This is a genomic window from Burkholderia sp. PvR073 (assembly GCF_054055695.1).
Window position 1 is genome coordinate 199110 of the sequence record NZ_JBSRXO010000007.1, and the last position, 26255, is coordinate 225364.

Below are 26255 nucleotides of genomic sequence, written 5' to 3' on the forward strand. Positions count from 1 at the left end.
GCCCTGCCTTCGATCAGGCAGGGCCGCTCGTTCCGGCGCTTACGCGTCGCTCGGGCCGGGCTGGGCATCCGGCGCCGTGCGCGTGCGTTGTCGCTTGATGTCGCGGCCCACTGCGAGCCGCCGCATGTACTTGAACGTGCCGAGCGCCTTCGCGACGAAGTTGCCGTCGCTGTCGCGCACTTCGCCTTCGCAGTACGCCATCGTCGTCGAACGATGCATCACGCGTCCGTACGCGCGCAGCTCACCGCGCCCCGGTTGCATGAAGTTCACCTTCATCTCGACCGTGACGACGCCAACGCCGTCGTCGGTCAAGCTGCGCGCGGCCATCGCGAGCGCGATGTCCGACAGCGTCATCGTCACACCGCCGTGCGCGATGCTCCACGTGTTCATGTGCCGCTCGTCGAGCGGCAGCACGATCTCGCTCGCGCCGTCCTTCGCGGACACGAGCCGCACGCCGAGCAGATCGACGAACGGGCTTTCGATCGACGGGCCGTCCGTCGGGGATGCCGCGTCGCTCATCGTGCGCTTTCGGAGAAATAGTCGACGCACTGGCGCGATTCGGCCACCGCAACGACGAATTTCTTCACTTCCTGGTGAATCGGGTGCACCTGGTACGCATCGAGCGCGGCCTGGTCCGTGAAATCGGACACGAGCACGACGTCCGACGTCGCGTCGAGGCCGGGCGTCGCCACGCCGACGTCGAGCTGCAGGATGCCCGGCACGAGATCGCGGCAGCCTTCGAGCTTTTCCTTCAGCTTCAGCGCGTTCTGCGCACGCGTGCCGCCTTCCGCCGATTCCTTCAACTTCCACATGACGATATGTCTGATCACTTCGTTCGCTCCAGTTCGTGGTGGTTCCGCGATTCGCGTAGAACCCTTACCAGTGGGGCATCAACTGCCCTTTCATCGTTCGCTCACGCTCGTCGGAAATCGCGCCCAGCCGACGAAAAGACGGGTATCAAAGCGGGTTCAATTTCAAACTTCCAACGACGATACGCGCTTTTTCACCGTGCCACTTACCGACGTCAAGATCCGACAAGCGAAAGCAGGCAACAAGCCTACCAAACTTACCGACGGCAATGCGCTGTATCTCGAGGTGCGTCCATCAGGCTCGAAGCGCTGGCGATACCGATACGGATCAGGCGACGGTCGCTGCATTCAATCCCGCTTACGTTTCTGTCTTCCCGAGAAGCTACGTCACTAAGCAAGTATTCGACGACAAGCCGGGCGTCGGGTGGATGATCTATTTGCCGAAGGTCGTCACGCAATAGAGATCCGGCTCGTCGAGCAAGATCTCCTGCCCGCCTTCAGGGATCTGTAAGCGCGCTGCCGGCTCGAAAGTGCGCACCGGCATCGTCAGTTGGAACAGCCCCACAGGCTGCGCCGCGTCGTCCCGGCTATAGATGATCAGCTCGTCGCGCTTCACTTGATCAATTGCAGCACGTCGCGAAAGCGCGGATGCCGACTGGACCCGAGCCATTCGAACCCGATCATCTCGACGGTCGCGATCTCTACGCCGTTCGCCCCGAGCCTGCCGATCGCCGCTTCTCGATCGACCGTTTTGCGGGAACCCACGGCGTCGCTGACCACCGTGACTTTACGGCCGCTCCGCAACAGGCCGAAGGCCGTTTGCAACACGCAGACGTGTGCCTCGCAACCGGCCACGATGACGCTGTTGCGTTCGGCCGGAAGCGCATCGGCCAGACCATCCGCACACGCGTCGAAATGGTCCTTGGTCACGGTGTCCGAGCACAACCCTTTGATCTCCGACACGCTCTCGCCGAGTCGGAGCGGGCTTTGCTCGGTCCCGATGACCGGCACCTCGAATATCCGGGCAATACGGCCGAGTCGAACGGCCTGCGCCACGACAGACGCCCCGGCGTGGATCGCCGGCATCAGTCGTGTCTGAAAATCGACCAATACGAGCACTGAATCGTCGGGTACGTGCAGCACCGCGCATTCTCCAAAATGATGTAAAGGCAACCTCGTCCGGCGCCAATCATCGATGCAACACCCGGCTACGCGAAGGACCGAAATCGAAAGCGGAGGACGCCTCCAAGCCTACCAAATTTGTCGGCGCCGACGGGCGATCGCGAACGCGGCGGTACGGGACGGAACTCGGAAGCGGCATCGCGCGACGGCACTCGGCTCCATGCCGGGAACACCGATTGCTAAAGCACCGGCAAATGGCCTATACCGACATCCATTGCCGATCGATTCTCACCCAATCTCAAACTCGATTATTTTCAATTCATCCTGATTCGAACATTTTACCGACCCACCTGGAAATAATTGCATCCGCTTTTCAAGCAATCATCCAAGAGTTTTCAAAAACATTATTGACTCCATCTTTATCCGAACTTTAGAATCCCCTACGACAGCTTACGTTTCACTTCCTCGCTGCACACGTGTCGCTTCCGGCGCCACGCTGGGGCGCCTGCGGAAGAAGTCATGCATGCTTCACCGGGGCGAAGTCTCCTTTTGTTTTTCAATTCGGGCATTTAACCGCCTGCCGGTTATTCCATCCAATTCGCCCGCATCGCGTCCGGATTAAATCGCGCATTCATCCGAATGTCGTCGCGCCGGACGAAGCAGGCCGATCGCCCGCTGATTCGATCATTCTCATAAAAAATCACCATTCACCAGGAGGGACATCACATGCATCGTTTCGCGAAGTCGCTTTGTATGGGATTCGTCTGCGCCGGCCTGCTCGCGGCCTGCAACGACGACGACGTCAAACCGGCCAATCCGCCGTCGAACCAGGCCGCACTGTCGTTCCGCATGGACGCCGGCGGACAGATCAATGCGTTCTACCGGCAGGACCAGGTCGCCGCGCATCTGCTGGTGCGCTCGTCGACGAAACCGCGCCTGCTCGTGGTGTTTCCGGCCGGCAACAGCGGCACCGGGCTGTGGTTCGACGATACGGCGCAGCCGGTGAACTGGAGCCTCGACACGCCGCCCGCCGCGCTGTCGGCGCCCGACTCGCACGGTCGTCCGCTGCACGGCATCGGTGCCGACGTGTCGGTCGACACCGATACGCTGACGATCCGCCAGGGCCTGCTCAGCAACGTGCGCTTCCTGCGCGACTTCAACGGCGGCGCGACGATCCCGCCGGAGATCGTCACCGCCCCGACGATCCAGGGCAGCGCCGCGCAATGGCAGCGCGACAGGATCGACGGCGCCCCCGGCTACGCGCTGCGCATCACGCTGCGCGATGGCGGCAGCATCGCGCCGGCCGCAGGCGGCAAGCTCGTGCTGCGCGCGGCGCCCGGCACAGGCACGCTGAAACTGCACGTCGACGCGCTGTCGGGCGAGACGCCGTTGTCGCCGATCACGCGCGCGGACCTGCTCGCGCCGTCCGTGAACCCCGACCCGGTCAGCCAGAACGTGCTCGAATTCCTGAGCTTCCACGACAAGCTGCTGGCCGGCTCGTGGCAGTACGACACCTACTTCGGCCGCGACACGCTGATCTCGGTGCGCATGCTGATGCCGGTGCTGGAGCCGGCGGCGATCGAGGCCGGCCTGACGTCGGTGCTGAGCCGCCTGTCGAACGACGGCAAGGTCGCGCACGAGGAAGGCATCGGCGAATTCGCGCTGGTCGACAACGCGAAGAAAGGCCGGCCGAACGATGCGACGCCGGCCTACGACTACAAGATGATCGACAGCGACTACCTGCTCGCGCCGATCGCGGCGGCCTGGCTGATCGACGACACACGCGGCCAGGCGCGCGCGGCCGCCTATCTCGCGCAACGCGGCAGCGACGGCCAGACCAACGGCAGCCGGCTCGTCGTCAACCTGCTGCACGTCGCGGCGACCGCGCAGCCATTCGCGCAGCAGCCGTCGGTCGCGAACCTGATCCGCCTGCGGCCCGGCGAGATCGTCGGCAACTGGCGCGACAGCACCGACGGGCTCGGCGGCGGCGTCTACCCGTACGACGTGAATGCGGTGCTCGTGCCGGCCGCGCTGCGCGCGGCGAACGCGTTCCTCGCGCGCGGCCTGCTCGATCCGTACCTGGACGCCGGGCAACGCGCGGCGCTCGCGAACACGGCGACCGAAGCGGCCACCTGGGAGCAACAGGCGCCGCCGCTGTTCCAGGTGAGCGTGCCGGCCGCGCAGGCGGCGACCGACGTGTCGACCTATGCGCCGTCCGCCGGCGTGCCGGCCGGCACCGCGCCGAGCGCACCGCTGTCGTTCTACGCGCTGTCGCTGGACCAGCAAGGCACCCCGATCCCGGTCATGAATTCCGACGGCGGCTTCGCGCTGCTGTTCGGCACGCCGCCGGACGACGAACTCCAGCGGATCGTCGCCGACGTCACGCGGCCCTTCCCGACCGGGCTCGTCACCGATGTCGGGATGCTGATCGCGAACCCCGCGTATGCGAGCCAAGCGCTGTGGCCGAAGTTCACGAGTTCCGCGTATCACGGCACGGTGATCTGGTCGTGGCAGCAGGCGATGTGGGTCGCCGGGCTCGATCGCCAGCTCGCACGCCAGGACCTGTCGGCCACGACGCGCACGCTGCTGACGCAGGCACGGCAGACGATCTGGCAGGTGATCTCGAACGGACGTGACATGCGCACGTCTGAGATGTGGACCTGGTCGTACGTCAACGGCCAGTACCGGACCGACGCATTCGGCACGCGCAGCGCAGATGCGACCGAGGCCAACGCGGCGCAGCTGTGGAGCACGACGTATCTCGCGATCCGCGATCCGCAACTGCGCACGGGCAAGTACTGGTGGCAGGCAGCGCAGCGGATTCAGGACGCGCAGCCTGTGAACGCGGCGGCGATTGCGTCGCGATAGTCGGGCCGTCGGTGAAACGAAAGCCCCGCGCGCGTATCCGCGGGCGGGGCTTCGTTCAGGTTGCGCGCAAAACGGCGGTACGTGGCATCGCGCCATTGCCCCGCATCAACGCGCGCGGCGCCGCCGGATGCGCAGCGGTCGCTCGTCAGTGCGCGACCACGCGATTGCGCCCGTCGTGCTTCGCCTGGTACAGCCGTTCGTCGACCGCGCGCAGCAACGCATCGACCGTACTCCCGTCGACACCGTACTGCGCGACGCCGACGCTGACCGTCACCTGCACGCGCTTGAAATCCAGCCCGAACGGCGAACTCGCGATCGACGAACGCACGCGCTCGGCCGTCATGCGGGCGCCTTCGAGCGGCATCTCGGGCAACAGCGCCATGAACTCCTCGCCGCCGACCCGCGCGAGCGCACCTGCCGGACGAATCGCCTCGAGACACTGGCGCACGACGCCGCGCAGCACCTCGTCGCCGATCTGGTGCCCGTACGCGTCGTTGATGTTCTTGAAGTTGTCGAGATCGAGCGCCAGCAGGCAAAACGGCGTGCCGTCGCGCTCCGCACGCACGATCTCGCGCTCGACCTGCCCGATGAACTGGCGGCGGTTCGACGCCCCCGTCATCGGATCGGTCGCGGCCATGTACTCGAGCTTCTGGTTCGTGCGCCGCAACTCCTGCAGCGCGCTATCGGTGCGCGCCATCGATTCCGACAGCCGGCTCATCAGGTCTTCCTGGCGGTAGATCGCCGAGAACGAGCGCGTCGTCTGCAGCGCCTGCACGACGCCATAGCTGAGCAGGAAGAACCCGCCCGCGAAGATCGCATGCGCGAGCCACCACATGTGATTCCATGGCTTGCCCAGGATGAACGCGAGCGACGATAGCGCGAACGCCATGATCGACATGCCGTAGATCACCATCAGCGGCGAACGGATGCGCCTTGCGAGCAGCACGCCGACGTTCAGCAGCGAAAACACCAGCGCGCCGCCTTCCATCGACAGCCGCGTGCCCAGCGCGCCGGCGACCGGCGAATACGCGATGTAGGCGACCACCACATTGATGATCACGAAGAACGCGATCCATGGCAGCCAGGTTAGCGCGCGCGTGCGCTTTTCCGGCCGATCGGGCGGATTCGAATACGACAGCATGCCCGTCAGCAGCAGGATCGACATCACGAGCCGCGACGCGGGCCCGTACAGCAGGAACAGCCAGATATTGTGGTGCGCCATCCCGGTGAAGACGCCGTGCAGCGAGTAGATCATCGCGAAACCGAGAAAGCCGAGTGTCAGCCAGCGCAGCAGCGGCTCGCCGGACGACCGGTAGCACACCCACGTCACGTAGGTGACGAATGCGCCTTCGAGCGTGGCAGCCGCGATCGCGATTTCATGGAATGCGTGGCTCTCGAACACGACGCGCGGGTCGCCGAAGAACCACAAATAGGCAATCAGATAGGCCGGCAAGAGCGCGAATCCGACCAGCAGGCATTTCGCGTAGAGCCTTGCAGCCGCGCTGACGACGCGCGGCGGTTCCCCGGATGCATAGGTCGTGCTCAATTTGAACCCCGTTTCGGTCTGCTGCGTGGTTCGAACGTCCACGGTGCCGGAAACGCGTGCTGCATCGTCTTCGCCGGCTACCGGAAACGCGTCGCGAGCGTCGGTGCAACGCACGCGCTGGCCCATCCCGCCGAAAGGCAAATGTCAGAGCAAGTATAGATGCGGCAATTCGTTTGACAAGTAAGGGGAAACGGCAGCATGAAATCTACACCTTTTGCTGCCCATTCCTTGCGAATAGCATGCGAATACCGGCGCTCGCGGCTTCCACCCACGAAGCCGCGAGCGCCGGTCGGTCAAAATCAAACGATTTCGAACAGGCCGGCCGCCCCCTGCCCGCCGCCGATGCACATCGTGACGACCACATATTTCACGCCGCGCCGCTTGCCTTCGATCAGCGCATGGCCCGTCAGGCGCGCACCCGACACACCGTACGGATGGCCGACCGCAATCGCGCCACCGTTCACGTTCAGGCGGTCCTCGGGAATCCCGAGCGTGTCGCGACAGTACAACACTTGCACCGCGAACGCTTCGTTCAGTTCCCACAGGCCGATGTCGTCGACCTTCAGCCCCGCCTGCTTCAGCAGCTTCGGCACGGCGAACACCGGGCCGATGCCCATCTCGTCCGGCTCGCAACCGGCCACCGCGAAACCGCGGAACACGCCGAGCGGACGCAGCCCTTCGCGCTGCGCGACATCCGCGTTCATCACCACGCACGCCGACGCGCCGTCCGAGAACTGGCTCGCGTTGCCCGCGGTGATCACGCCGCCGGGCACGGCCGAACGGATCTTCGACACGCCTTCGAACGTCGTGTCGGGCCGGATGCCTTCGTCGGCCGACACCGTCACGTCCTGCGTGAACAGCCGGCCCGTGGCCTTGTCGGCAATGCCCGCGCGTACGGTGATCGGCACGATCTCGTCGTTGAAGCGCCCGGCTTCCTGCGCGGCCGCGGCCCGCAGTTGCGACTGCACGCCGTACGCATCCTGGCGCTCCTTCGAAATCCCGTAGCGCTTCGCGACGTTCTCCGCCGTCTGCAGCATGTTCCAGTAGATCTCGGGCTTGTGCTCGACGAGCCAGCCTTCCTGGACCATATGCCGGTTCATCTCGTTCTGCACGCACGAGATCGATTCGACGCCGCCTGCGATGTACACGTCGCCCTCGCCCGCGATGATCCGCTGCGCGGCGAGCGCGATCGTCTGCAAACCCGACGAGCAGAAACGGTTCACCGTCATCCCCGGCACGCTCACCGGCAGCCCGGCGCGCAGCGCGATCTGTCGCGCGATGTTGGCGCCGGTCGCGCCTTCGGGGTTCGCGCAACCCATGATCACGTCCTCGATGCGCGCGGGGTCGAGCTTCGCGCGTTCGAGCGCGGCCGCGACCACGTGGCCGCCGAGCGTCGCGCCGTGCGTCATGTTGAATGCGCCGCGCCACGATTTCGCGAGCGGCGTGCGTGCGGTCGATACGATTACGGCTTCGGTCATGCGAGTCTCCTTCGGTCCTGCTGTCCTGAATCGGATGGGAATGCGCTACGCCGTCGGGCGCGCGCCCGCGGACGTCACATGTGCGACGCCCGCCGCCTGCATCTGTTGCCATGCGTGCGCGAGCGACCCGTTCAGGTCGATCGCACGGCACGCATCGTTGATCACCGCGGCCTCGAAGCCAGCCGCGCGCGCATCGAGCGCGGACCACGCGACGCAATAGTCGGTCGCGAGCCCGCAACACCACACGCGCTTCGCGCCGAGCTCGCGCAGATAGCCGGCGAGCCCCGTGCGCGTCGTGCGGTCGGCTTCGACGAACGCGGAATAGCTGTCGAGCTGGGCGTCACCGCCCTTGCGGATCACGAGCCTGGCATGCGGGATGTCGAGATCGCGATGCAGCGCCGCGCCTTCGGTGTCCTGCACGCAGTGCACGGGCCACAGCACCTGCTCGCCGTACGGCAGCGCGAGCGTCGAGAACGGCTCGTGCCCCGGGTGGTTCGCCGCGAACGACACGTGTTCGCGCGGGTGCCAGTCCTGCGTCAGCACGACCTGGTCGAAGCGTCGCGCGAGCGCGTTGATCACCGGCACGACCGCGTCGCCGTCCGGCACCGCGAGTGCGCCGCCCGGCATGAAGTCGTACTGCACGTCGATCACGAGCAATACGTCGTCAGTGCGTTTCATTGCGTTTCTCCTTGCGGGCTTCGCCGTGCCGTCACGCGGGGCCCGTCAGTCGTTGAATCCGCGTCCGGCCGCCGCCCGCTCGACGATCGACGGTGCGAGCTGCCACGCGTCGCCGTTCGGCGCGGCCGCGTAGCGGCGGATCGCCCGCTCGACGTTGTAGAGGCCGACCATGTCCGCGTACAGCATCGGGCCGCCACGCCAGAGCGGGAAGCCGTAGCCGGTCAGATAGACCATGTCGATGTCGGACGCCTTCGACGCGATCTTCTCCTCGAGAATCTTCGCGCCTTCGTTGACGAGCGCGAACACGAGCCGCTCGACGATCTCGTCGTCGCCGATCTTGCGCCGCTCGACGCCGCGCTCCTTCGAATACGCGACGACCATCTCGTCGACGAGTGCCGACGGCTTCGCCTTGCGGTCGCCCGGCACGTAGTCGTACCAGCCGCCGCCCGTCTTCTGGCCGAAGCGGCCCTGCTCGCACAGGCGGTCGGCGATCTTCGAGTACTGCAGATCGGGCTTCTCGACATAGCGGCGTTTGCGGATCGCCCAGCCGATGTCGTTGCCGGCGAGGTCGCTCATCCGGAACGGGCCCATCGCGAAACCGAACTTCTCGATCGCACGATCGACCTGCGCGGGCAGCGCGCCCTCCTCGAGCATGAAGAGCGCCTGGCGGATGTACTGCTCGATCATCCGGTTGCCGATGAAGCCGTCGCACACGCCCGACACGACCGCCGTCTTGCGGATCTTCTTGGCGATCGCCATCACGGTCGCGAGCACGTCCTTCGCGGTCTGCGCGCCACGCACGACCTCGAGCAGCTTCATCACGTTCGCGGGGCTGAAGAAGTGCATGCCGACCACGTCCTGCGGACGCTTCGTGAACGCGGCGATCTTGTCGACGTCGAGCGTCGACGTGTTCGACGCGAGGATCGCGCCCGGCTTCGCCACCGCGTCGAGCTGGCCGAACACCTGCTCCTTCACGCCGAGCTCCTCGAACACGGCCTCGACGATCAGATCCGCGTCCTTCAGGTCGTCGTAGGACAGCGTCGGCGTGATCAGCGCCATGCGCGCGTCCAGCTTCTGCTGCGTGAGCTTGCCCTTCTTCACCTGCGCGTCGTAGTTCTTGCGGATCGTGGCCAGCCCGCGCTCGAGTGCGTCCTGCTTCGTCTCGAGCAGCGTGACGGGCAGGCCCGCGTTGATGAAGTTCATCGCGATGCCACCGCCCATCGTGCCCGCGCCGATCACGCCGACGCGGCGGATCTCGCGCACCGGCGTGTCGGCCGGCACGTCGGGAATCTTGCTCGCCGCGCGCTCGCCGAAGAATGCATGCCGCAGCGCGCGGCTTTCCGGCGTCATCATCAGCGCGACGAAGCCCTCGCGCTCGGCAACGCTGCCCTTGTCGAAGCCGTTCAGCACGCCGGCTTCGATCGCGTCGATGCACTTGTGCGGCGCGGGGAAATTCGGCGCGGCGGCCCGCGCCGAATTGCGCGCGAACTGGATGAAACCCGCAGCGTTCTCGTGAACGATCTTGCGATCGCGCACGCGCGGGTGCGGCCCCTTCTGCGCACCGACCTTGCGCGCGAACGCGACGGCCGCGTCGAGCAGGTCGCCATCGGCCATCGCGTCGAACAGCCCGCTGTTCGCGAGTTGCTCCGACGGCACCGGGGCGCCCGACACGATCATGTTCAGCGCGGTTTCGAGGCCCACCGCACGCGGCAGCCGCTGCGTGCCGCCCGCGCCCGGCAGCAGGCCGAGCTTCACTTCGGGCAGCGCGACCTGCGCACCGGGCGCCGCGACGCGATAGTGCGCGCCGAGCGCGAGCTCCAGGCCGCCGCCCATCACGACGCTGTGCAGCGCCGCGACGACCGGCTTCGCGCTCGCCTCCACCGCGCGAATCACGGTGTGCAGCGTCGGCTCCTGCAGGGCCTTCGGGGTATTGAATTCGGTGATGTCGGCGCCGCCCGAGAACGCGCGGCCCGCGCCCGTCAGCACGATCGCCGTGACCGACGGATCCTGCACGGCGCGATCGAGCGCGTCCATGACGCCCTGGCGTGTCGACAGGCCGAGCCCGTTGACGGGCGGATTGTTGAGCGTAATGACGGCCACGCCGTCGCGAGTCGAGTAATCCACTGCCATCTGCCTGCCTCCATGCATCGCGCGCCGGGGTGGCTGCGCTTCATTGTGCGCGGTCGAACGGCCGCATGTCCGGATCGAACGGAGGCAGCATACAACGAAAAAGCACGGTCGTTCAATTTGAATTTTTCCCGATCCGGGGGGCGGATCGGGCGACCGCGTGGCGGACCGTGGCCGGCCCTGACTTACGACTCGCTGACGGCCGTCGGCAGCACGTAGTCGCGGAACGTCTCGCGCAGCTTCAGCTTCTGCAGTTTGCCGGTCGCGGTGTGCGGCAGCGATTCGACGAACACGACGTCGTCGGGCACCCACCACTTCGCGACCTTGCCCTCGTAGAACGCGAGCAGCGCGTCGCGGCTCAGGTTCGCCCCCTCGCGCGGCACCACGACGAGCAGCGGCCGTTCGGTCCATTTCGGGTGCGCACAGGCGATGCAGGCGGCTTCGGCGACGCCCGGGTGCGCTATCGCGACGTTCTCGATGTCGATCGAGCTGATCCACTCGCCGCCGGACTTGATCACGTCCTTGCTGCGGTCGGTGATCTGCAGGAAGCCGTCGGGGTCGATCGTCGCGACGTCGCCGGTGGGAAACCAGCCGTCCGACAGCGGCGACGTATCGCTCCGGAAGTAGTGATCGATCACCCAGGGCCCGCGCACCTGCAGTTCGCCGAACGCGACGCCATCCCACGGCAGTTCGTGGCCGTCGTCGCCGACGATCCGCATGTCGACGCCGCAGATCACGCGCCCCTGCTTCTCCAGCAGCCGGCGCTGCGTGTCGAGCGGCCGCTGTGACTGCGCCCAGTTGAGCTTCGCGAGCGTGCCGAGCGGCGACAGCTCGGTCATCCCCCACGCATGGATCACGCGCACGCCGTATTCGTCCTCGAACGTGCGCAGCATCGCGGGCGGGCACGCGGAGCCGCCGATCACCGTGCGGTTGAGCGTCGAGAAACGCACGCCGGCCTCGCGCATGTAGTTCAGCAGCCCGAGCCACACGGTCGGCACGCCCGCGGAAAACGTCACGCGTTCGGCCTCCATCAATTCGTACAGGGACTTGCCGTCGAGGTCCTTGCCGGGCAGCACGAGCTTGCCGCCCGTGAGCGGCACCGCGTACGGCAGCCCCCACGCGTTCACATGGAACATCGGCACGACGGGCAGCACGGCGTCCAGCGCCGACAGGTTCATCGCGTCGGGCAGTGCGGCGCCGTATGCGTGCAGCACCGTCGAGCGATGCGAATACAGCACGCCCTTCGGATTGCCCGTCGTGCCCGACGTGTAGCACAGGCCCGACGCCTGCAGCTCGTCGAGGCGCGGCCAGTCATAGTGGCCATCTTCGGCGTCGACGAGCGTTTCGTAGCACAGGTACGGCAGCGCGCCGGACGGCACGTGCGCGGCGTCGGTCATCGCGATCCAGCCCTTCACGTGCGGGCACTGCGGCGCGATCGAATCGACGAGCGGCGCGAAATTGATGTCGAAGAAAACGTAGCGGTCTTCCGCGTGATTGACGATGTAGGCGATCTGCTCCGGAAAGAGGCGCGGGTTGATCGTGTGGCACACGGCGCCCATTCCGCCGATCCCGTAATACGCCTCCAGGTGCCGGTAGCCGTTCCAGGCCAGCGTGCCGACGCGGTCGCCCGATTCGACGCCGAGCCGTGCGAGCGCCTGCGCGAGGCGCTTCGCGCGTTGCTCGCAATCGCGGTACGTGTAGCGATGCAGGTCGCCTTCCACGCGCTTCGACACGATCTCCGTGTCGCCCGCATAACGCGCGGCATGCGCGATCAGCGACGACACCAGCAACGGCATGTCCATCATCTGGCCCAGCAACGGCTTACCCATCGTCTTGTTCTCCCGGAAGGACGCGAATCGGTGACCAGCCTTGAAGCGGTGCGCCGGCTTGCGGCCTGTCCACGGCCGGACGGGCCTCGCGCAACGCACGCGGGCCGCCGTGCGGGCGGCGCGGCGCCGCCTTACAATATCGGCTTACCCAGAGGCGCTCAACATGTCGTTTTCCCGAAGCGCAGCCGATGCGGCTGACACTCTCCCCGACCTCGCCGCCACGCTCGGCGCGCCGGCCCTTGGCGCGTTCGTCACGCTCGGCGACGCGTTTCATACGCGGCTGCCGGCCGCGCCGCTGCCCGCGCCGTACGTCGTCGGCTGTTCCGACGAAGTCGCGCAGCTGCTCGGCCTGCCGGCATCGTTCGCCGCCCAACCCGGATTCGCCGAACTGTTCGCCGGCAACCCGACGCGCGACTGGCCCGCGAACGCGCTGCCGTACGCGTCGGTGTATTCCGGTCACCAGTTCGGCGTGTGGGCCGGCCAGCTCGGCGACGGCCGCGCGCTGACGATCGGCGAACTTCCCGGCACCGACGGCCAGCGCTACGAGCTGCAGATCAAGGGCGGCGGACGCACGCCGTATTCGCGGATGGGCGACGGCCGCGCCGTGCTGCGTTCGTCGATCCGCGAATTCCTGTGTTCCGAAGCGATGCATCACCTCGGCATCCCGACCACGCGCGCGCTCACGGTGATCGGCTCCGACCAGCCGGTGGTGCGCGAGGAGATCGAGACGTCGGCCGTCGTCACGCGCGTGTCGGAGAGCTTCGTGCGCTTCGGCCACTTCGAGCACTTCTTCTCGAACGATCGCCCGGACCTGTTGCGCCAGCTCGCCGATCACGTGATCGACCGCTTCTATCCGACGTGCCGCGACGCCGACGATCCGTACCTCGCCCTGCTCGAAGCCGCGACGCTGCGCACGGCCGACCTCGTCGCGCAATGGCAGGCCGTCGGCTTCTGCCACGGCGTGATGAACACCGACAACATGTCGATCCTCGGCCTGACGATCGACTACGGTCCGTTCGGCTTCGTCGACGCGTTCGACGCGAATCACATCTGCAACCACTCCGACACGAGCGGCCGCTATGCGTACCGGATGCAGCCGCGCATCGCGCACTGGAACTGCTACTGCCTCGCACAGGCGCTGCTGCCGCTGATCGGGCTGCAGCACGGCATCGCCGACGACGATGCGCGCGCCGAGCGCGCGGTCGAGGACGCGCAGGCCGTGCTCGCGAAGTTTCCGGAGCGCTTCGGACCCGCGCTCGAACGCGCGATGCGTGCGAAGCTCGGCCTCGAGCTCGAACGCGAAAACGACGCCGAGCTCGCGAACAAGCTGCTCGAAACGATGCACGCAAGCCATGCGGACTTCACGCTGACGTTCCGCCGGCTCGCGCAGCTGTCGAAGCACGACGCGAGCCGCGACGCGCCGGTGCGCGACCTGTTCATCGATCGCGACGCATTCGACGCGTGGGCGAACCTCTACCGCACGCGGCTGTCCGAGGAGACGCGCGACGACGCGGCCCGCGCGGCCGCGATGAACCGCGTGAACCCGAAATACGTGCTGCGCAACCATCTGGCCGAAGTCGCGATCCGGCGCGCGAAGGAAAAGGACTTTTCCGAAGTCGAACGACTCGCGCAGGTGCTGCGCCGGCCGTTCGACGAACAACCGGAACATGAAGCGTATGCGTCATTGCCGCCCGACTGGGCCGGGTCGCTCGAAGTGAGCTGTTCGTCGTGACCCGCACGACCCGACCGACCGATCAGGAGAACACCCACATGTCACACGATACCGACGATAAAACCTACCCGTACCCGAAGGATGACGACGAACTGCGCCGCCGGCTCACGCCGATGCAGTACGAAGTCACGCAGCATGCGGCAACCGAGCGCGCGTTCACCGGCGAATACACCGACACCGAAGATGCCGGCATCTATAAATGCGTCGTCTGCAGCACGCCGCTGTTCGAATCCGGCGCGAAATTCCATTCGGGCTGCGGCTGGCCCAGCTATTTCAAGCCGCTGAACGGCGAGGTGATCGACGAGAAGATCGACCGCACGCACGGGATGGTGCGCGTCGAGGTTCGCTGCAACCATTGCGGCGCACATCTCGGCCACGTGTTCGAGGACGGCCCGCGCGACAAGACCGGTTTGCGGTACTGCATCAATTCGGCTGCGTTAAACTTCGAGTCCCGACCCGAAAACGAATGAGCGGCGCCGGACGGATCGGTCGGACAGCCTTGCCGGCTGCGCCGATCCCGGACGGTGTCGCCTGGCGGGTCCCCACAACGGTGAAAGACCGCGCGATGCGGTCTTTCACGCAGCTGCGAGCGCCATGAAATTCCTGTTCGATCTGTTTCCGATCATCCTGTTTTTCGCCGCCTTCAAGGTCTGGGGCATCTTCACCGCCACCGCCGTCGCGATCGTCGCGACGCTGGCCCAGGTCGCGTGGGTCGCCTTCCGGCACCGGAAGGTCGACACGATGCTGTGGGTCAGTCTCGGCGTGATCGTCGTGTTCGGCGGCGCCACCCTCGTCCTGCATGACGAAAAATTCATTCAATGGAAACCGACAGTGCTGTACTGGTTGTTTGCGATCGGGCTGCTCGCCGCACGCTATGCGTTCGGCAACAACCTGATCGAGAAGATGATGGGCAAGCAGCTCACGCTGCCGCATCCCGTGTGGGACAAGCTGAACGTCGCGTGGGCGCTGTTCTTCGCGGTGCTCGGCGTCGCGAACCTGTACGTGGTGCACAACTACACCGAATCGCAGTGGGTGAACTTCAAGCTGTTCGGGACGACGGGCGCGATGGTCGTGTTCATCATCCTGCAGAGCCTGTGGCTCACGAAGTACCTGAAGGACGAATGACATGACCGACGCCTTTCTCGACGCCTCGCCCGACGAGCGCATCGCGCTGATCGAAGCGCGCCTGACCGCCTCGCTCGCGCCGCTGTCGCTCACGGTGCGCGACGATAGCGCGCAGCACGCGGGCCACGCCGGCGCGGCCGCCGGCGGCCACTACACGGTCACGATCGTGTCGTCCGCATTCGCGGGCAAGCCGCGCGTGGCGCGGCACCGGCTGGTGTATGATGCGCTCGCTGATGCGATGCAGCGCGGCATACACGCGCTCGCGATCGTGGCTTATACGCCCGAAGAATTCAACGAATCTTCAATCTAGTCTCAACAGGAATTCCCGATGATCCTGAAATCCCCCCGCCTGTGGGTCGCGGCGGCTGCTTTTGCAGCGGCACCGGCATTCGCCCAGAACATCGCCGTCGTGAACGGCACGCCGATTCCGAAGTCACGCGCCGACGCGATGGTCGCGCAGCTCGTCCAGCAAGGTCAGACCGACAGCCCGCAACTGCAGCAGGCCGTGCGCCAGGAACTCGTGAACCGCGAAATCCTGATGCAGGAAGCGATCCGCGAAGGCATCCCGAACCGCCCGGACGTGAAGGCGCAGGTCGCCGTCGCGCAGCAGACGGTCGTGCTGCGCTCGATGATCGAGAGCTTCCTGAAGAAGAACCAGCCGAGCGAAGCGGATGTGAAGGCGCGCTATGACGAGCTCGTGAAGGGTGCCGGCGGCAACCGCGAGTACCACCTGCATCACATCCTCGTCGACAACGAGCAGCAGGCGAAGGACCTGATCGCGAAGATCAAGGGCGGCGCGAAGTTCGAGGATCTCGCGAAGCAGTACTCGAAGGATCCGGGTTCGGGCAAGAATGGCGGCGACCTCGACTGGTCCGACCCGAAGGCGTACGTGCCGGAATTCGCGGCGGCCGCGCAGAAGCTGCAGAAAGGCCAGATGACCGACACGCCGGTGAAGACGCAGTTCGGCTGGCACATCATCCGTGCCGACGACATCCGCGATGTCGCGCCGCCGCCGTTCGATCAGGTGAAGGCGCAGATCGCACAACAGCTCGTGCAGCAGAAGCTGCAGGCGTTCGAAGAAGGCCTGCGCCAGCAGGCGAAGATCCAGTAACGTCGGCGACACTCGCCCGCGCAAAGGCCGCTCCCCGGAGCGGCCTTTTTCATGCGCGCGTGCTGCTGCGGCATGCGACGTGCCGGACGCAGCCGACCCGCGCGTCACGGCCCGGATGTGCATGGTTGCGGCTCGCCGCCCTGCCCGGCCGCGCAAAGAAAAAGCCGCTTCGAGGCGGCTTTTTTTCGGAACGGCTGGATCCTGTACGGACAGCGCGGCGAACCGCTATGCCGGATAGAACGCAGCGTGATAGCGGACCTCACCCGACGGCCGCGGCGCAGCTTCGTCGAACGACAGCGCGAGGAAATACTCGCGCGGCGCATCCGCGAACACGAGATCGCCGGACGGCACGAAGCCGAAACGCGCGTAGTACGCGGGATCGCCGAGCACGACGCAGCCTCGCGCGCCGCGCCGGCGCAATGCGTCGAGCCCCGTGCGCACGAGCCCCGCACCGATGCTCTGGCGCCGACATTCGGGTCGCACCGCGAGCGGTGCGAGCCCGTACCACGCGTGACTGCCGGCCGGCTCGCCGCCGATCGAGACCGGCGAGAACGCGACGTGACCGATCACGCGCTCGTCGCGCTCCGCGACGAGCGACACGCCGAGTGCGCCATCCGCGCGCAGCACGTCGACGACCTGCCGCTCGAGCTGCCCGTGCCGCGGTTCGTCCGCGAACGCGGCCATGATCACACGACCGATCGCATCGACGTCGCCGGCGCGTTCATCGCGCAGCGTGACGATCTCGACCGGTGCGTGCGGATCGAACATCAGCCGATCCAGCGGCGTGCGTTACGGAACACGCGCATCCACGGGCTTGCTTCGTCCCAATCTTCCGGATGCCAGCTCATCGTGACCGTGCGGTGCACGCGCTCCATGTGCGGCATCAGCACCGAGAAGCGGCCGTCGGCCGTCGTGACCGACGTGATGCCGGCCGGCGACCCGTTCGGGTTGAACGGATAGCGCTCGGTCGCTTCGCCGCGGTGGTCGATGTAGCGCATCGCGACCGCGACGCGATCGATGTCGCCCTGCTGCGAGAAGTCCGCATAGCCTTCGCCGTGCGCGACCGCCACCGGAATCCGCGAGCCTTCCATGCCGGCGAAGAAGATCGACGGCGACTTCTCGACTTCGACGAACGAGAAGCGCGCCTCGAACTGCTCGGACTTGTTGCGCGTGAACTTCGGCCAAGCCTCGGCACCCGGAATCATCGACGCGAGGCTCGACAGCATCTGGCAACCGTTGCAGATGCCGAGCGCGAACGTGTCGGGGCGCGCGAAGAACGCCGAGAACATGTCGGCGAGGTTCGCGTTGAAGCGGATCGTCTTCGCCCAGCCTTCGCCGGCACCCAGCACGTCGCCGTACGAGAAACCGCCGCACGCCACCGCGCCCGCGAAATCGGCGAGCGTCGCGCGGCCCGCGAGCAGGTCGCTCATGTGCACGTCGTGCGCGTCGAAGCCCGCGCGGTCGAACGCGTACGCCGTTTCGAGGTGCGAGTTCACGCCCTGCTCGCGCAGGATCGCGACGCGCGGGCGTGCGCCCGTCGCGATGAACGGCGCGGCGATGTCGTCGGCCGGATCGAACGTCAGCACCGGCGAGATGCCCGGGTCCGCCGCATCGAGCAGCGCGTCGTATTCGGCGTCCGCGCAAGCCGGGTTGTCGCGCAGGCGCGCGATGCGCCAGCTCACTTCGCCCCATGCACGATGGAGTTCGGCACGCGGCGCGTCGAAGATCTTCTTCGCATCGCGGTACACCTCGATCACGTCGCGCTCGTTGACCGTGCCGATCACGTGCGAGCACGCCGACAGGCCGAACTCGCGCAGCGCGCCGAGCACCGCGTCGCGATCGGCCGTGCGCACCTGCACGACGGCGCCGAGTTCTTCCGAGAACAGCGCGCGCAGCGTGCGATCCTCGCGACGGCCGCTCGTCTGCTTCGCCCAGTCCTTCGCGTCGCCGTAGTCGGATTCGTGATTCGGGTCGAGCGTCAGCATGTCGACGTTCAGCGACACGCCCGCGTGACCCGCAAACGCCATTTCGCACACCGTCGCCCACAGGCCGCCGTCCGAGCGGTCGTGGTACGCGAGCAGCTTGTCTTGCGCGTTAAGCGTCTGGATCGCGTTGAAGAAGCGCTTCAGGTCTTCCGGATCGTCGACGTCCGGCGTCGCGTCACCGACCTGCTGCGTGACCTGCGCGAAGATGCTGCCGCCCATCCGGTTCTTGCCGCGGCCGAGATCGATCGCGATCAGCACGCTGTCGCCCGCGTCGGCGATGCGGCGCAGTTGCGGCGTCAGGTGACGGCGCACGTCCTCGACCGGTGCGAACGCGGAGATGATCAGCGACACCGGCGACACGACTTCCTTCGCGACGCCCTGCTCGTCCCACTTGGTCTTCATCGACAGCGAGTCCTTGCCGACCGGAATGCCGATCCCGAGCGCCGGGCACAGCTCCATGCCGATCGCCCGGACCGTATCGAACAGCGCGGCGTCCTCGCCGGCCGTGCCGCACGCGGCCATCCAGTTCGCCGACAGCTTCAGCTTGTCGAGCGACGCGATCGGCGCGCTCGCGATGTTCGTGATCGCCTCGCCGACGGCCATGCGGCCCGATGCCGGCGCGTCGATCACCGCGAGCGGCGTGCGCTCGGCCATCGTCATCGCCTCGCCCTTGAAGCCCGCGTAGTCGAGCGCGGTCACCGCGCAGTCGGCCACCGGCACTTGCCACGGGCCGACCATCTGGTCGCGCACCGACGTGCCGCCGACCGAACGGTCGCCGATCGTGATCAGGAACGACTTGCTGCCGACCGTCGGGTGCTTCAGCACGTCGACCGCGACTTCCGACAGCGCGATGCCCGTCACGTCGACCGGCGCGCGCTCGGTGGCGACGCGCGCGACGTCGCGGTGCATGCGCGGCGGCTTGCCGAGCAGCACTTCCATCGGCATGTCGACCGGGTATTCGTCGGTGCCCGTCGCTTCGTCGTCGACGAGCTTCAGCTGGCGTTCGTCGGTCGCGACACCGACCACCGCGAACGGGCAGCGCTCGCGTGCGCAGATCGCCTCGAAGCGCGGCAGGTCGGCCGGCGCGATCGCCAGCACGTAGCGCTCCTGCGCCTCGTTCGACCAGATTTCGCGCGGCGACAGGCCCGATTCCTCGAGCGCGACCTTGCGCAGTTCGAAGCGCGCGCCCTTGCCCGCGCCGTCGACGATCTCGGGGAACGCGTTCGACAGGCCGCCCGCGCCGACGTCATGGATGCTCAGGATCGGGTTTTCCGCGCCGAGCTGCCAGCAGCCGTTGATCACTTCCTGCGCGCGCCGCTCGATTTCCGGGTTGCCGCGCTGCACCGAGTCGAAGTCGAGTTCGGCCGTGTTCGCGCCGGTCGCCATCGAGCTCGCCGCGCCGCCGCCCATGCCGATCCGCATGCCGGGGCCGCCGATCTGGATCAGCAGGGAGCCTGCCGGCACGTCGTGCTTGTGCGTATGCTGATCCGCGATGTTGCCGAGGCCGCCCGCGATCATGATCGGCTTGTGATAGCCGCGCACCTGACCGTCGACGTTCTGCTCGTACACGCGGAAGTAGCCGCCGAGGTTCGGACGGCCGAATTCGTTGTTGAACGCGGCGCCGCCGAGCGGGCCGTCGATCATGATCTGCAGCGGCGATGCGATGCGGTCCGGACGGCCGTACGGGCCGTGCGCATCGTTCGGGTTGCGCTCGCCGAGCGGCTGCGCCGCGTCGCGTGCGTTTTCCCACGACTGGCGCGCGCCGGGCAGGTCGAGGTTCGACACGGTGAAACCGGTGAGGCCGGCCTTCGGACGCGCACCGCGGCCCGTCGCGCCTTCGTCGCGGATCTCGCCGCCCGCGCCGGTCGCCGCGCCCGGGAACGGCGAGATCGCCGTCGGGTGGTTGTGCGTCTCGACCTTCATCAGCGTGTGCGTGAGTTCGGTGTGGCGCCCGTAGCGCTCGCCCGGCTCGCCGGCCGCGCCCGCGTTGCGCGGGAACCAGCGCTCGGCCTCGGCGCCGACCATGATCGACGAGTTGTCCGAATACGCGACGATCGTGCCTTGCGGGCTCAGCTTCTCGGTGTTGCGGATCATCGCGAACAGCGACATGTCCTGCGGCTCGCCGTCGATCGTCCACTGCGCGTTGAAGATCTTGTGGCGGCAGTGCTCGCTGTTCGCCTGCGCGAACATCATCAGCTCGACGTCGGTCGGGTTGCGTTCGAGCTTGCGGAACGCGTCGACCAGGTAGTCGATTTCGTCATCGGCGAGCGCGAGGCCCAGCTCGACGTTCGCGCGCTCGAGCGCGCCGCGGCCGACGCCCAGCACGTCGACGGTCGCGAGCGGCTTGGCCGGCAGTTCGTCGAACAGGTGCTTCGCGTCGTCGCGCGCGGCGACCACGCTTTCGGTCATCCGGTCATGCAGTGCGGCCGCGACCGCTGCGCGCGCGTCATCGGACAGCGCCTTCTTGCCGCCGAGCAGGCCCGACTTCAGCGTGACCGTGAATTCGACGCCGCGCTCGATGCGACGCACCTGCGTGAGGCCGCAGTGCTGCGCGATGTCGGTCGCCTTGCTGGCCCACGGCGACACCGTGCCGAAGCGCGGCAGCACCACGAAGGTCTCGGTCGCGCCCTTCTCGGCCGCCGGCTCGAACGGCGCGCCGTAGTGCATCAGCGCGTCGATGCGTGCGCTGTCGTCGGTCGACAGCGGCTCGGCCGCATTGACGAAGTGCAGGAACTGGCCGCGCACCGCGACGATGTTGGCGTCGATTTGCCTGAGCGTGTCGAGCAGACGGGTTTGACGGAAATCGGAGAGGGCCGAAGCGCCGGGAAAACACGAGAAGTGAGCCATGGGCTGGACTGACGTCGATGAGTCGCGCGAGGTGGCGACGTGGGGCGAAAGGAAGGCCGTAATTATACCCGGAACTCGGTCGTCCCAGACCGGCCGATCGGGACCCGTCGCGCACCGCGACGGTGCGCCGCAATCCGCCGCAATCCCCCGCGCCCAGCCACCCGCGCAGCCGCCCGCCGGGCCGGCGTGCCCGGCCGCGGCAGCCGGCGGCCGCACGATGGCGGAATCGGATGGGCTCGCGTGGCGCCGGTTCGCGCGATTTTGGCGCTATCATTCCCGGTTCACCGGGCCGGGGCCCGTCAGCGAATTCTCACCGGGCGGCGTGCGCGCCGCCCGTCATCGAAGCAATCCATGGATGTCATCGTCATCGGCGGCGGACTCAGCGGCGTCGCCACCGCCTACCAGCTGCGCGCGGCCGGCCATCGGGTGTGCGTGGTCGAGCGCCACGCGACCGTCGCGCAAGGCGCGACCTACGGCGACGGCGGCACGCTGCTGCCGAGCCCGCTCGACGTCTGGTTCGGCCCGACCTTCATGCGCGAGCGCCAGCCGCGCGACACCGGCATCGTGTACAAGCCGGGCTTGAACGGCGGCGTACGCCGCTTCGTCAAGCAGCTCGCGGCGCTGCGCGAGCCCGACGCATTCGTCGCGCAGTACGCGCGGCTGCGCCCGCTGGTCGACGCGTCGCGCGAGTCGCTCGCCGACATCGAGGCGCGCTTCCAGCTCGAATTCGAGCAGAAACCGGGGATCCTGCACGTCGTGCGCGACACGCGCGACTGGGAAGCGCTGCAGCCGGCGCTCGACCTGCTGCGCACGCTCGACCAGCCATATCGGGTGCTCACCGCCGACGAATGCGCGGCACTCGAGCCGTCGGTGCCGGCCGAGCCCGGCTTCGCCGGCGGCGTGCTGCTCGAGGCCGAGCGCACCGGCAACTGCCCGCTGTTCGCGAAGCTGGTCAAGCAGACGCTCGACGAGCACGGCGTGCAGTTTCGCTTCGGCGCGGACGTCGCCGCGATCCGCATCGACACCGGCCGCGCCGCGGTCGAGCTCGCGCCGCCAGCCGGCGGCCGGCACGCGGCAAAGGCGCACGAGGTCGACGTGATTTCGGCCGACGCGATCGTGGTCGCCGCCGGCGCCGGCAGCCTGCCGCTGCTGGAGCGACTCGGCTGGCGGCTGCCGCTGCATCCGGTTCGCGCCCATACGCTGACCGCGCCGGTCGCGTACGAAGAACATGCGCCGCACCTGAGCGTCGTCGATTCGATCAAGCGGATCTCGATCACGCGCACCCACCAGCGGTTGCGCATCGGCGGCGGCGCCGTGCTGCAGAGCCTCGCCGACACCGCGAAGCCGCTCCCCGAGCCGTTGTCCGAGGCGGCGCTCGCGCTGCTTGGCCAAGCCGTCCACGACTGGGTGCCGGGCGCCGCGAAGATTTCCGCCGCGCTGTCCTGGCAAGGCACGCAGTTGCTGTCGCCGGACGGCCTGCCGGTCGTCGGTCCGACCCCACATCCGCGCGTGTTCGTCAATTTCGGCCACGGTCCGGCCGGCTGGGGCCTCGCGTGCGGGTCTGCTAAAGTGGTGACCGACTGCGTGGGCGGCGACACGCAGCAGTGGCCGGCCGACACGCTCGCCGCGCTGAGCGCCGCGCGCTTCACGACCTGACCGCCGCGGGCCCGTCCCGGGGCGGCTCCCTCCCCGCCGCCATGACCCCGCGATGACGAATGCCCGCCCGCTTCCCGACTCCGCCCCGCTTGCGCTGCTGCGCGTCGCCGACCTGCGCGCGGCCGAGGCCGCCGCAACCGCCGAACTGCCGCCGCACACGCTGATGGGCCGCGCGGGCACCGCCGCCGCGCGCTGGCTGTCCGAACGGGTCGCCGGCGACGAACGCCCGGTCTGGTTCGCGGTCGGCCCCGGCAACAACGGCGGCGACGCGCTGGTGGCCGCCGCGCAGTTGCAACAGCTCGGCGTCGCCACGCAGGCGTGGATGCCGTTGGAGGTCAAGCCGGACGATGCGCAATGGGCGCTCGGCCTCGCGCGCGCGGCCGGCGTGCCGCTGTCGACCGAACCACCCGCATCGCTGGACGATTACGCGTGGGTCGTCGACGGACTGTTCGGCATCGGCCTCGGCCCCGCACTCGACGGCCCGTTCGCCGCACAGGCCGCGCGCATCGCCGCGCACACACGAAACGGCGGCCGCGTGCTCGCGCTCGACGTGCCGAGCGGACTGGACAGCGACACCGGCCGGATCGTCGGCGCGGGCGTCGCCGTCGCCGCGACACATACACTCACCTTCATCGGCGCGAAGCCGGGCCTTTACACGGGCGACGGCCGCGATCTCGCCGGCAAGATCGACATCGCGTCGCTCGACGTCGCACCACCCGCCGCGCCGGCCGTCGTGCTGAATGCGCCGGCCCGGTTCGCCGCCGCGCTGCCCGCCCGCGCGTTCGCGTCGCACAAGGGCACGTTCGGCAGCCTGGCGGTTCTCGGCGGCGATACCGGCATGTGCGGCGCGCCGATCCTCGCCGCGCGTGCCGCGCTGTTCGCGGGTGCCGGCAAGGTGCATGTCGGCTTCCTCGGCGCCGGCGCGCCGCCGTACGACCCGCCTTTTCCGGAGCTGATGCTGCATCCCGCGGACGGCCTCGACCTCGATGCGATGTCCGCGATCGCGGCAGGCTGCGGCCTCGGCACGCGCGAGGCCGCGGCAACCCTCGTGCGTGACGTGCTCGCGCACGACGCCGTGACGCTGCTCGACGCCGACGCGCTGAACCTCGTCGCGACCCACGCCGAGCTCGCGACCGCCATTGCCGCCCGCGGCACGCGCGGCCTCGCGTGCGTGCTGACGCCACATCCGCTCGAGGCGGCCCGGCTGCTCGGCAGCGATACCGCGACGGTGCAGCACGATCGGCTGGCCGCGGCTCAGGCGCTCGCCGCGCGCTACGCGAGCATCGTCGTGCTGAAGGGTTCGGGCACGGTGATTGCGGCGCCCGACGGCCGCCTGACGATCAACCCGACCGGCAATGCCGCGCTCGCGACCGGCGGCACCGGCGACGTGCTCGGCGGCCTGATCGGCGCGCTGCTCGCGCAGCGCGTCGCGCCGTACGAAGCCGCGCTCGCGGGCGTGTATCTGCACGGCCTCGCGGCCGACACGCTGACCGCGAACGGCAACGGCCCGGCCGGCCTCGTCGCGGGCGAACTCGCGCCGATGGTGCGCACGCTGATCAATCGCCTTTTTTACCCGTCGCCGCGCGCCGACATATAACGCCGCTATACTGAGTGCCCCGCCGCACGGCGGGTCCTCTCGTCCGCCGGCCTTCCGATCCCGATGAGCCGGCGCGGCATTCCTCCCGATTCACGCTTCACTCGAACCGCCATGACGCTGAATTCGCTCCCCGCCTGGACTGCCCTTCAATCCCACTTCGAACAAATCCGCCATGCGCGCCTGCGCGACTGGTTCGCGCCGGAAAACGACCGCGCGCCGACCCGTGCCGAACGCTTCACGATCCCCGGCGGCGGCCTTGCGGCCGACTTGTCGAAGAACCGCATCAACGACGACACGCTGCGCCTGCTCGTGCAACTGGCCCGCGAAGCGGGCGTCGAAGCGCGCCGCGACGCGATGTTCGCCGGCGAGATCGTCAACCCGACCGAAGGCCGCGCCGCGCTGCACACGGCATTGCGCGCGACCGACCCGCACGCGCCGTTCCATGCGCAGATCAGTGCCGAGCGCGCGAAGATGGCGACCTTCGCACGCGCCGTGCGCAGCGGCGCGTGGACCGGCTACACCGGCAAGCGCATCCGCCACGTGATCAACATCGGCATCGGCGGCTCGGATCTCGGACCGAAGATGGTCACGCATGCGCTGCATCACGTCGCGAGCCCGGACATCTCGACCCACTTCGTGTCGAACGTCGACGGCGCCGATCTCGCGCGCGTGCTCGAACAGGTCGACCCGGAGGAAACGCTCGCGATCATCGTGTCGAAGACCTTCACGACGCTCGAGACGATGACGAACGCCCGCTCGCTGCGCGACTGGTTCGTCGCGCGCGGCTGCCCCGAGGCCTCCCTCGCGAAGCACTTCGTCGGCGTGTCGGCGAACCCCGCCGAAGTCGTGAAGTTCGGCATCGACGCGGACAACGTGTTCGAAATGTGGGACTGGGTCGGCGGCCGCTATTCACTGTGGTCGGCGGTCGGCCTGTCGATCATGATCGCGATCGGGCCCGAGCAGTTCGATGAACTGCTCGCCGGCGCGAACGACATGGACCGCCATTTCCGCCAAGCGCCGCTCGAGCGCAACCTGCCGGTGCTGCTCGGCCTGATCGGCATCTGGTACCGCAACTTCTTCGGCTCGCAGAGCTATCTCGTCGCGCCGTATTCGGAAGCGCTGCACTACCTGCCGTCGTACCTGCAGCAGCTCGAAATGGAAAGCAACGGCAAGTCCGCGCGCCTGGACGGCACGTTCGTCGACTATCCGACGTCGGCCGTCACGTGGGGCGAGCCGGGCACCAACGGCCAGCACGCGTTCTTCCAGATGCTGCACCAGGGCCCGACGATCGTGCCGATCGACTTCATCGCGGTGCTGACGCCCGAGCATCCGCTCGCGAGCCATCATCCGAAGCTGCTCGCGAACTGCTTCGCGCAAAGTGAAGCGCTGATGCTCGGCCGCACGCTCGACGAAGCGCGCAAGGTCGCCGGCCCGGGCAAGGAAGCGCTCGCGCCGCACCTGACGTTCCCGGGCAACCGGCCGACGACGACACTGCTGGTGGATGCGCTGACGCCGCGCACGCTGGGCGCGCTGATTGCGCTCTACGAGCACAAGGTGCTGGTGCAGGCGACGGTGTGGGACATCAATCCGTTCGACCAGTGGGGCGTCGAGCTCGGCAAGATTCTCGGCAAGGTCGTCGAAGCCGACCTGTCGGCCGAGTCGGTCGATCCCGCGAAGCACGATTCATCGACGACCGCGCTGATCGAGCGCGCGCGTGCGGCGCTCAAGCGCTGACGCGGCAACGT

General features: G+C 67.7%; 20 protein-coding genes and 2 pseudogenes. 11 read left to right on the top strand and 11 right to left on the bottom strand.

The annotated features are described in order from the left end of the window. Positions 1 to 39 precede the first annotated feature (39 nt). Entirely contained in the window at positions 40 to 519 is a 480-nt protein-coding gene (locus ACVK00_RS21755) for a PaaI family thioesterase (RefSeq protein WP_006753420.1), read from the bottom strand. Next, positions 516 to 830 carry a Dabb family protein gene (locus ACVK00_RS21760; RefSeq protein WP_228904551.1) on the bottom strand — a complete coding sequence of 105 codons (315 nt, stop codon included), beginning with the start codon at positions 828 to 830 and terminating at the stop codon, positions 516 to 518. The genes ACVK00_RS21755 and ACVK00_RS21760 overlap by 4 nt, the downstream gene beginning before the upstream one ends. On the opposite strand from ACVK00_RS21760, the pseudogene ACVK00_RS21765 reads away from it, so the two are divergent. Together ACVK00_RS21765 and ACVK00_RS21770 are read left to right on the top strand one after the other, a co-directional pair. After that, positions 811 to 1089 (top strand): annotated as a pseudogene (locus tag ACVK00_RS21765) (hypothetical protein); the annotation flags it as partial. The gene ACVK00_RS21760 and the pseudogene ACVK00_RS21765 sit on opposite strands and share 20 nt — an antisense overlap. A gap of 49 nt (positions 1090 to 1138) precedes the next feature. Continuing rightward, positions 1139 to 1267 (top strand): annotated as a pseudogene (locus ACVK00_RS21770) (LysR family transcriptional regulator); the annotation flags it as partial. On the opposite strand, the gene ACVK00_RS21775 reads toward ACVK00_RS21770, so the two are convergent. Beyond that, the gene (locus ACVK00_RS21775) at positions 1243 to 1425 is read right to left on the bottom strand and encodes a hypothetical protein (RefSeq protein ID WP_435521224.1); all 183 of its coding nucleotides are present in this window, start codon (positions 1423 to 1425) and stop codon (positions 1243 to 1245) included. The pseudogene ACVK00_RS21770 and the gene ACVK00_RS21775 overlap by 25 nt on opposite strands. Beyond that, on the bottom strand, positions 1422 to 1952 hold the full coding sequence (locus tag ACVK00_RS21780; RefSeq protein WP_228904552.1) for an isochorismatase family protein: 531 nt from the start codon (positions 1950 to 1952) through the stop codon (positions 1422 to 1424). Before ACVK00_RS21780 ends, ACVK00_RS21775 begins: the two co-directional genes overlap by 4 nt. Positions 1953 to 2657: 705 nt before the next feature. Here ACVK00_RS21780 and ACVK00_RS21785 point away from each other — a divergent pair. Continuing rightward, positions 2658 to 4799, top strand: coding sequence for a glucosidase family protein (locus ACVK00_RS21785; RefSeq protein ID WP_284890521.1), 2142 nt, complete (start codon positions 2658 to 2660; stop codon positions 4797 to 4799). A 145-nt stretch (positions 4800 to 4944) separates the two neighbouring features. On the opposite strand, the gene ACVK00_RS21790 is transcribed toward ACVK00_RS21785, so the two are convergent. The 5 genes from ACVK00_RS21790 to ACVK00_RS21810 all read right to left on the bottom strand — a co-directional run bounded on the left by ACVK00_RS21790 (position 4945) and on the right by ACVK00_RS21810 (position 12457). Then, positions 4945 to 6345, bottom strand: coding sequence for a sensor domain-containing diguanylate cyclase (locus ACVK00_RS21790; protein WP_354122984.1), 1401 nt, complete (start codon positions 6343 to 6345; stop codon positions 4945 to 4947). Positions 6346 to 6644: 299 nt separating this feature from the next. Continuing rightward, the gene (locus tag ACVK00_RS21795; RefSeq protein WP_284890520.1) at positions 6645 to 7823 is read right to left on the bottom strand and encodes an acetyl-CoA C-acyltransferase; all 1179 of its coding nucleotides are present in this window, start codon (positions 7821 to 7823) and stop codon (positions 6645 to 6647) included. 45 nt (positions 7824 to 7868) lie between these two features. Further along, entirely contained in the window at positions 7869 to 8501 is a 633-nt protein-coding gene (gene pncA / locus ACVK00_RS21800) for a bifunctional nicotinamidase/pyrazinamidase (RefSeq protein ID WP_006753411.1), read from the bottom strand. Between the two features lie 45 nt (positions 8502 to 8546). Continuing rightward, positions 8547 to 10631, bottom strand: a complete 2085-nt coding sequence (locus ACVK00_RS21805) for a 3-hydroxyacyl-CoA dehydrogenase NAD-binding domain-containing protein (protein ID WP_284890519.1) — start codon at positions 10629 to 10631, stop codon at positions 8547 to 8549. Positions 10632 to 10813: 182 nt separating this feature from the next. Further along, positions 10814 to 12457 (bottom strand): 3-(methylthio)propionyl-CoA ligase, encoded by a 1644-nt coding sequence (locus ACVK00_RS21810; protein ID WP_228904560.1) that lies wholly within the window; start codon positions 12455 to 12457, stop codon positions 10814 to 10816. Positions 12458 to 12620: 163 nt separating this feature from the next. Between ACVK00_RS21810 and ACVK00_RS21815 the strand changes: the two genes are divergently transcribed. From ACVK00_RS21815 to ACVK00_RS21835, 5 genes are all read left to right on the top strand, one after another. Beyond that, a complete protein-coding gene (locus tag ACVK00_RS21815) occupies positions 12621 to 14189 on the top strand; it encodes a protein adenylyltransferase SelO (protein ID WP_284890518.1) in 1569 nt (522 codons plus the stop codon). A 38-nt stretch (positions 14190 to 14227) separates the two neighbouring features. Further along, a complete protein-coding gene (msrB, locus tag ACVK00_RS21820) occupies positions 14228 to 14659 on the top strand; it encodes a peptide-methionine (R)-S-oxide reductase MsrB (protein WP_228904565.1) in 432 nt (143 codons plus the stop codon). A 124-nt stretch (positions 14660 to 14783) separates the two neighbouring features. After that, positions 14784 to 15314 carry a septation protein A gene (locus ACVK00_RS21825; RefSeq protein ID WP_006753406.1) on the top strand — a complete coding sequence of 177 codons (531 nt, stop codon included), beginning with the start codon at positions 14784 to 14786 and terminating at the stop codon, positions 15312 to 15314. A 1-nt stretch (position 15315) separates the two neighbouring features. Next, positions 15316 to 15624, top strand: a complete 309-nt coding sequence (locus tag ACVK00_RS21830; protein ID WP_284890516.1) for a BolA family protein — start codon at positions 15316 to 15318, stop codon at positions 15622 to 15624. A gap of 18 nt (positions 15625 to 15642) precedes the next feature. Continuing rightward, on the top strand, positions 15643 to 16425 hold the full coding sequence (locus tag ACVK00_RS21835) for a peptidylprolyl isomerase (RefSeq protein ID WP_228904568.1): 783 nt from the start codon (positions 15643 to 15645) through the stop codon (positions 16423 to 16425). Positions 16426 to 16650: 225 nt separating this feature from the next. Here ACVK00_RS21835 and ACVK00_RS21840 read toward each other — a convergent pair whose 3' ends face one another. Continuing rightward, positions 16651 to 17193 carry a GNAT family N-acetyltransferase gene (locus ACVK00_RS21840; RefSeq protein WP_284890514.1) on the bottom strand — a complete coding sequence of 181 codons (543 nt, stop codon included), beginning with the start codon at positions 17191 to 17193 and terminating at the stop codon, positions 16651 to 16653. After that, the gene (gene purL / locus ACVK00_RS21845; protein WP_284890513.1) at positions 17193 to 21257 is read right to left on the bottom strand and encodes a phosphoribosylformylglycinamidine synthase; all 4065 of its coding nucleotides are present in this window, start codon (positions 21255 to 21257) and stop codon (positions 17193 to 17195) included. Before purL ends, ACVK00_RS21840 begins: the two co-directional genes overlap by 1 nt. A 351-nt stretch (positions 21258 to 21608) precedes the next feature. Between purL and ACVK00_RS21850 the strand changes: the two genes are divergently transcribed. The 3 genes from ACVK00_RS21850 (at position 21609) to pgi (ending at position 26244) form a co-directional block, all read left to right on the top strand. Next, positions 21609 to 22913, top strand: a complete 1305-nt coding sequence (locus ACVK00_RS21850; protein WP_228904576.1) for an FAD-dependent oxidoreductase — start codon at positions 21609 to 21611, stop codon at positions 22911 to 22913. Positions 22914 to 22965: 52 nt separating this feature from the next. Continuing rightward, the gene (locus ACVK00_RS21855) at positions 22966 to 24510 is read left to right on the top strand and encodes an NAD(P)H-hydrate dehydratase (RefSeq protein WP_284890510.1); all 1545 of its coding nucleotides are present in this window, start codon (positions 22966 to 22968) and stop codon (positions 24508 to 24510) included. A 111-nt stretch (positions 24511 to 24621) separates the two neighbouring features. Continuing rightward, entirely contained in the window at positions 24622 to 26244 is a 1623-nt protein-coding gene (gene pgi, locus ACVK00_RS21860) for a glucose-6-phosphate isomerase (RefSeq protein WP_105785547.1), read from the top strand. Positions 26245 to 26255 lie beyond the last annotated feature (11 nt).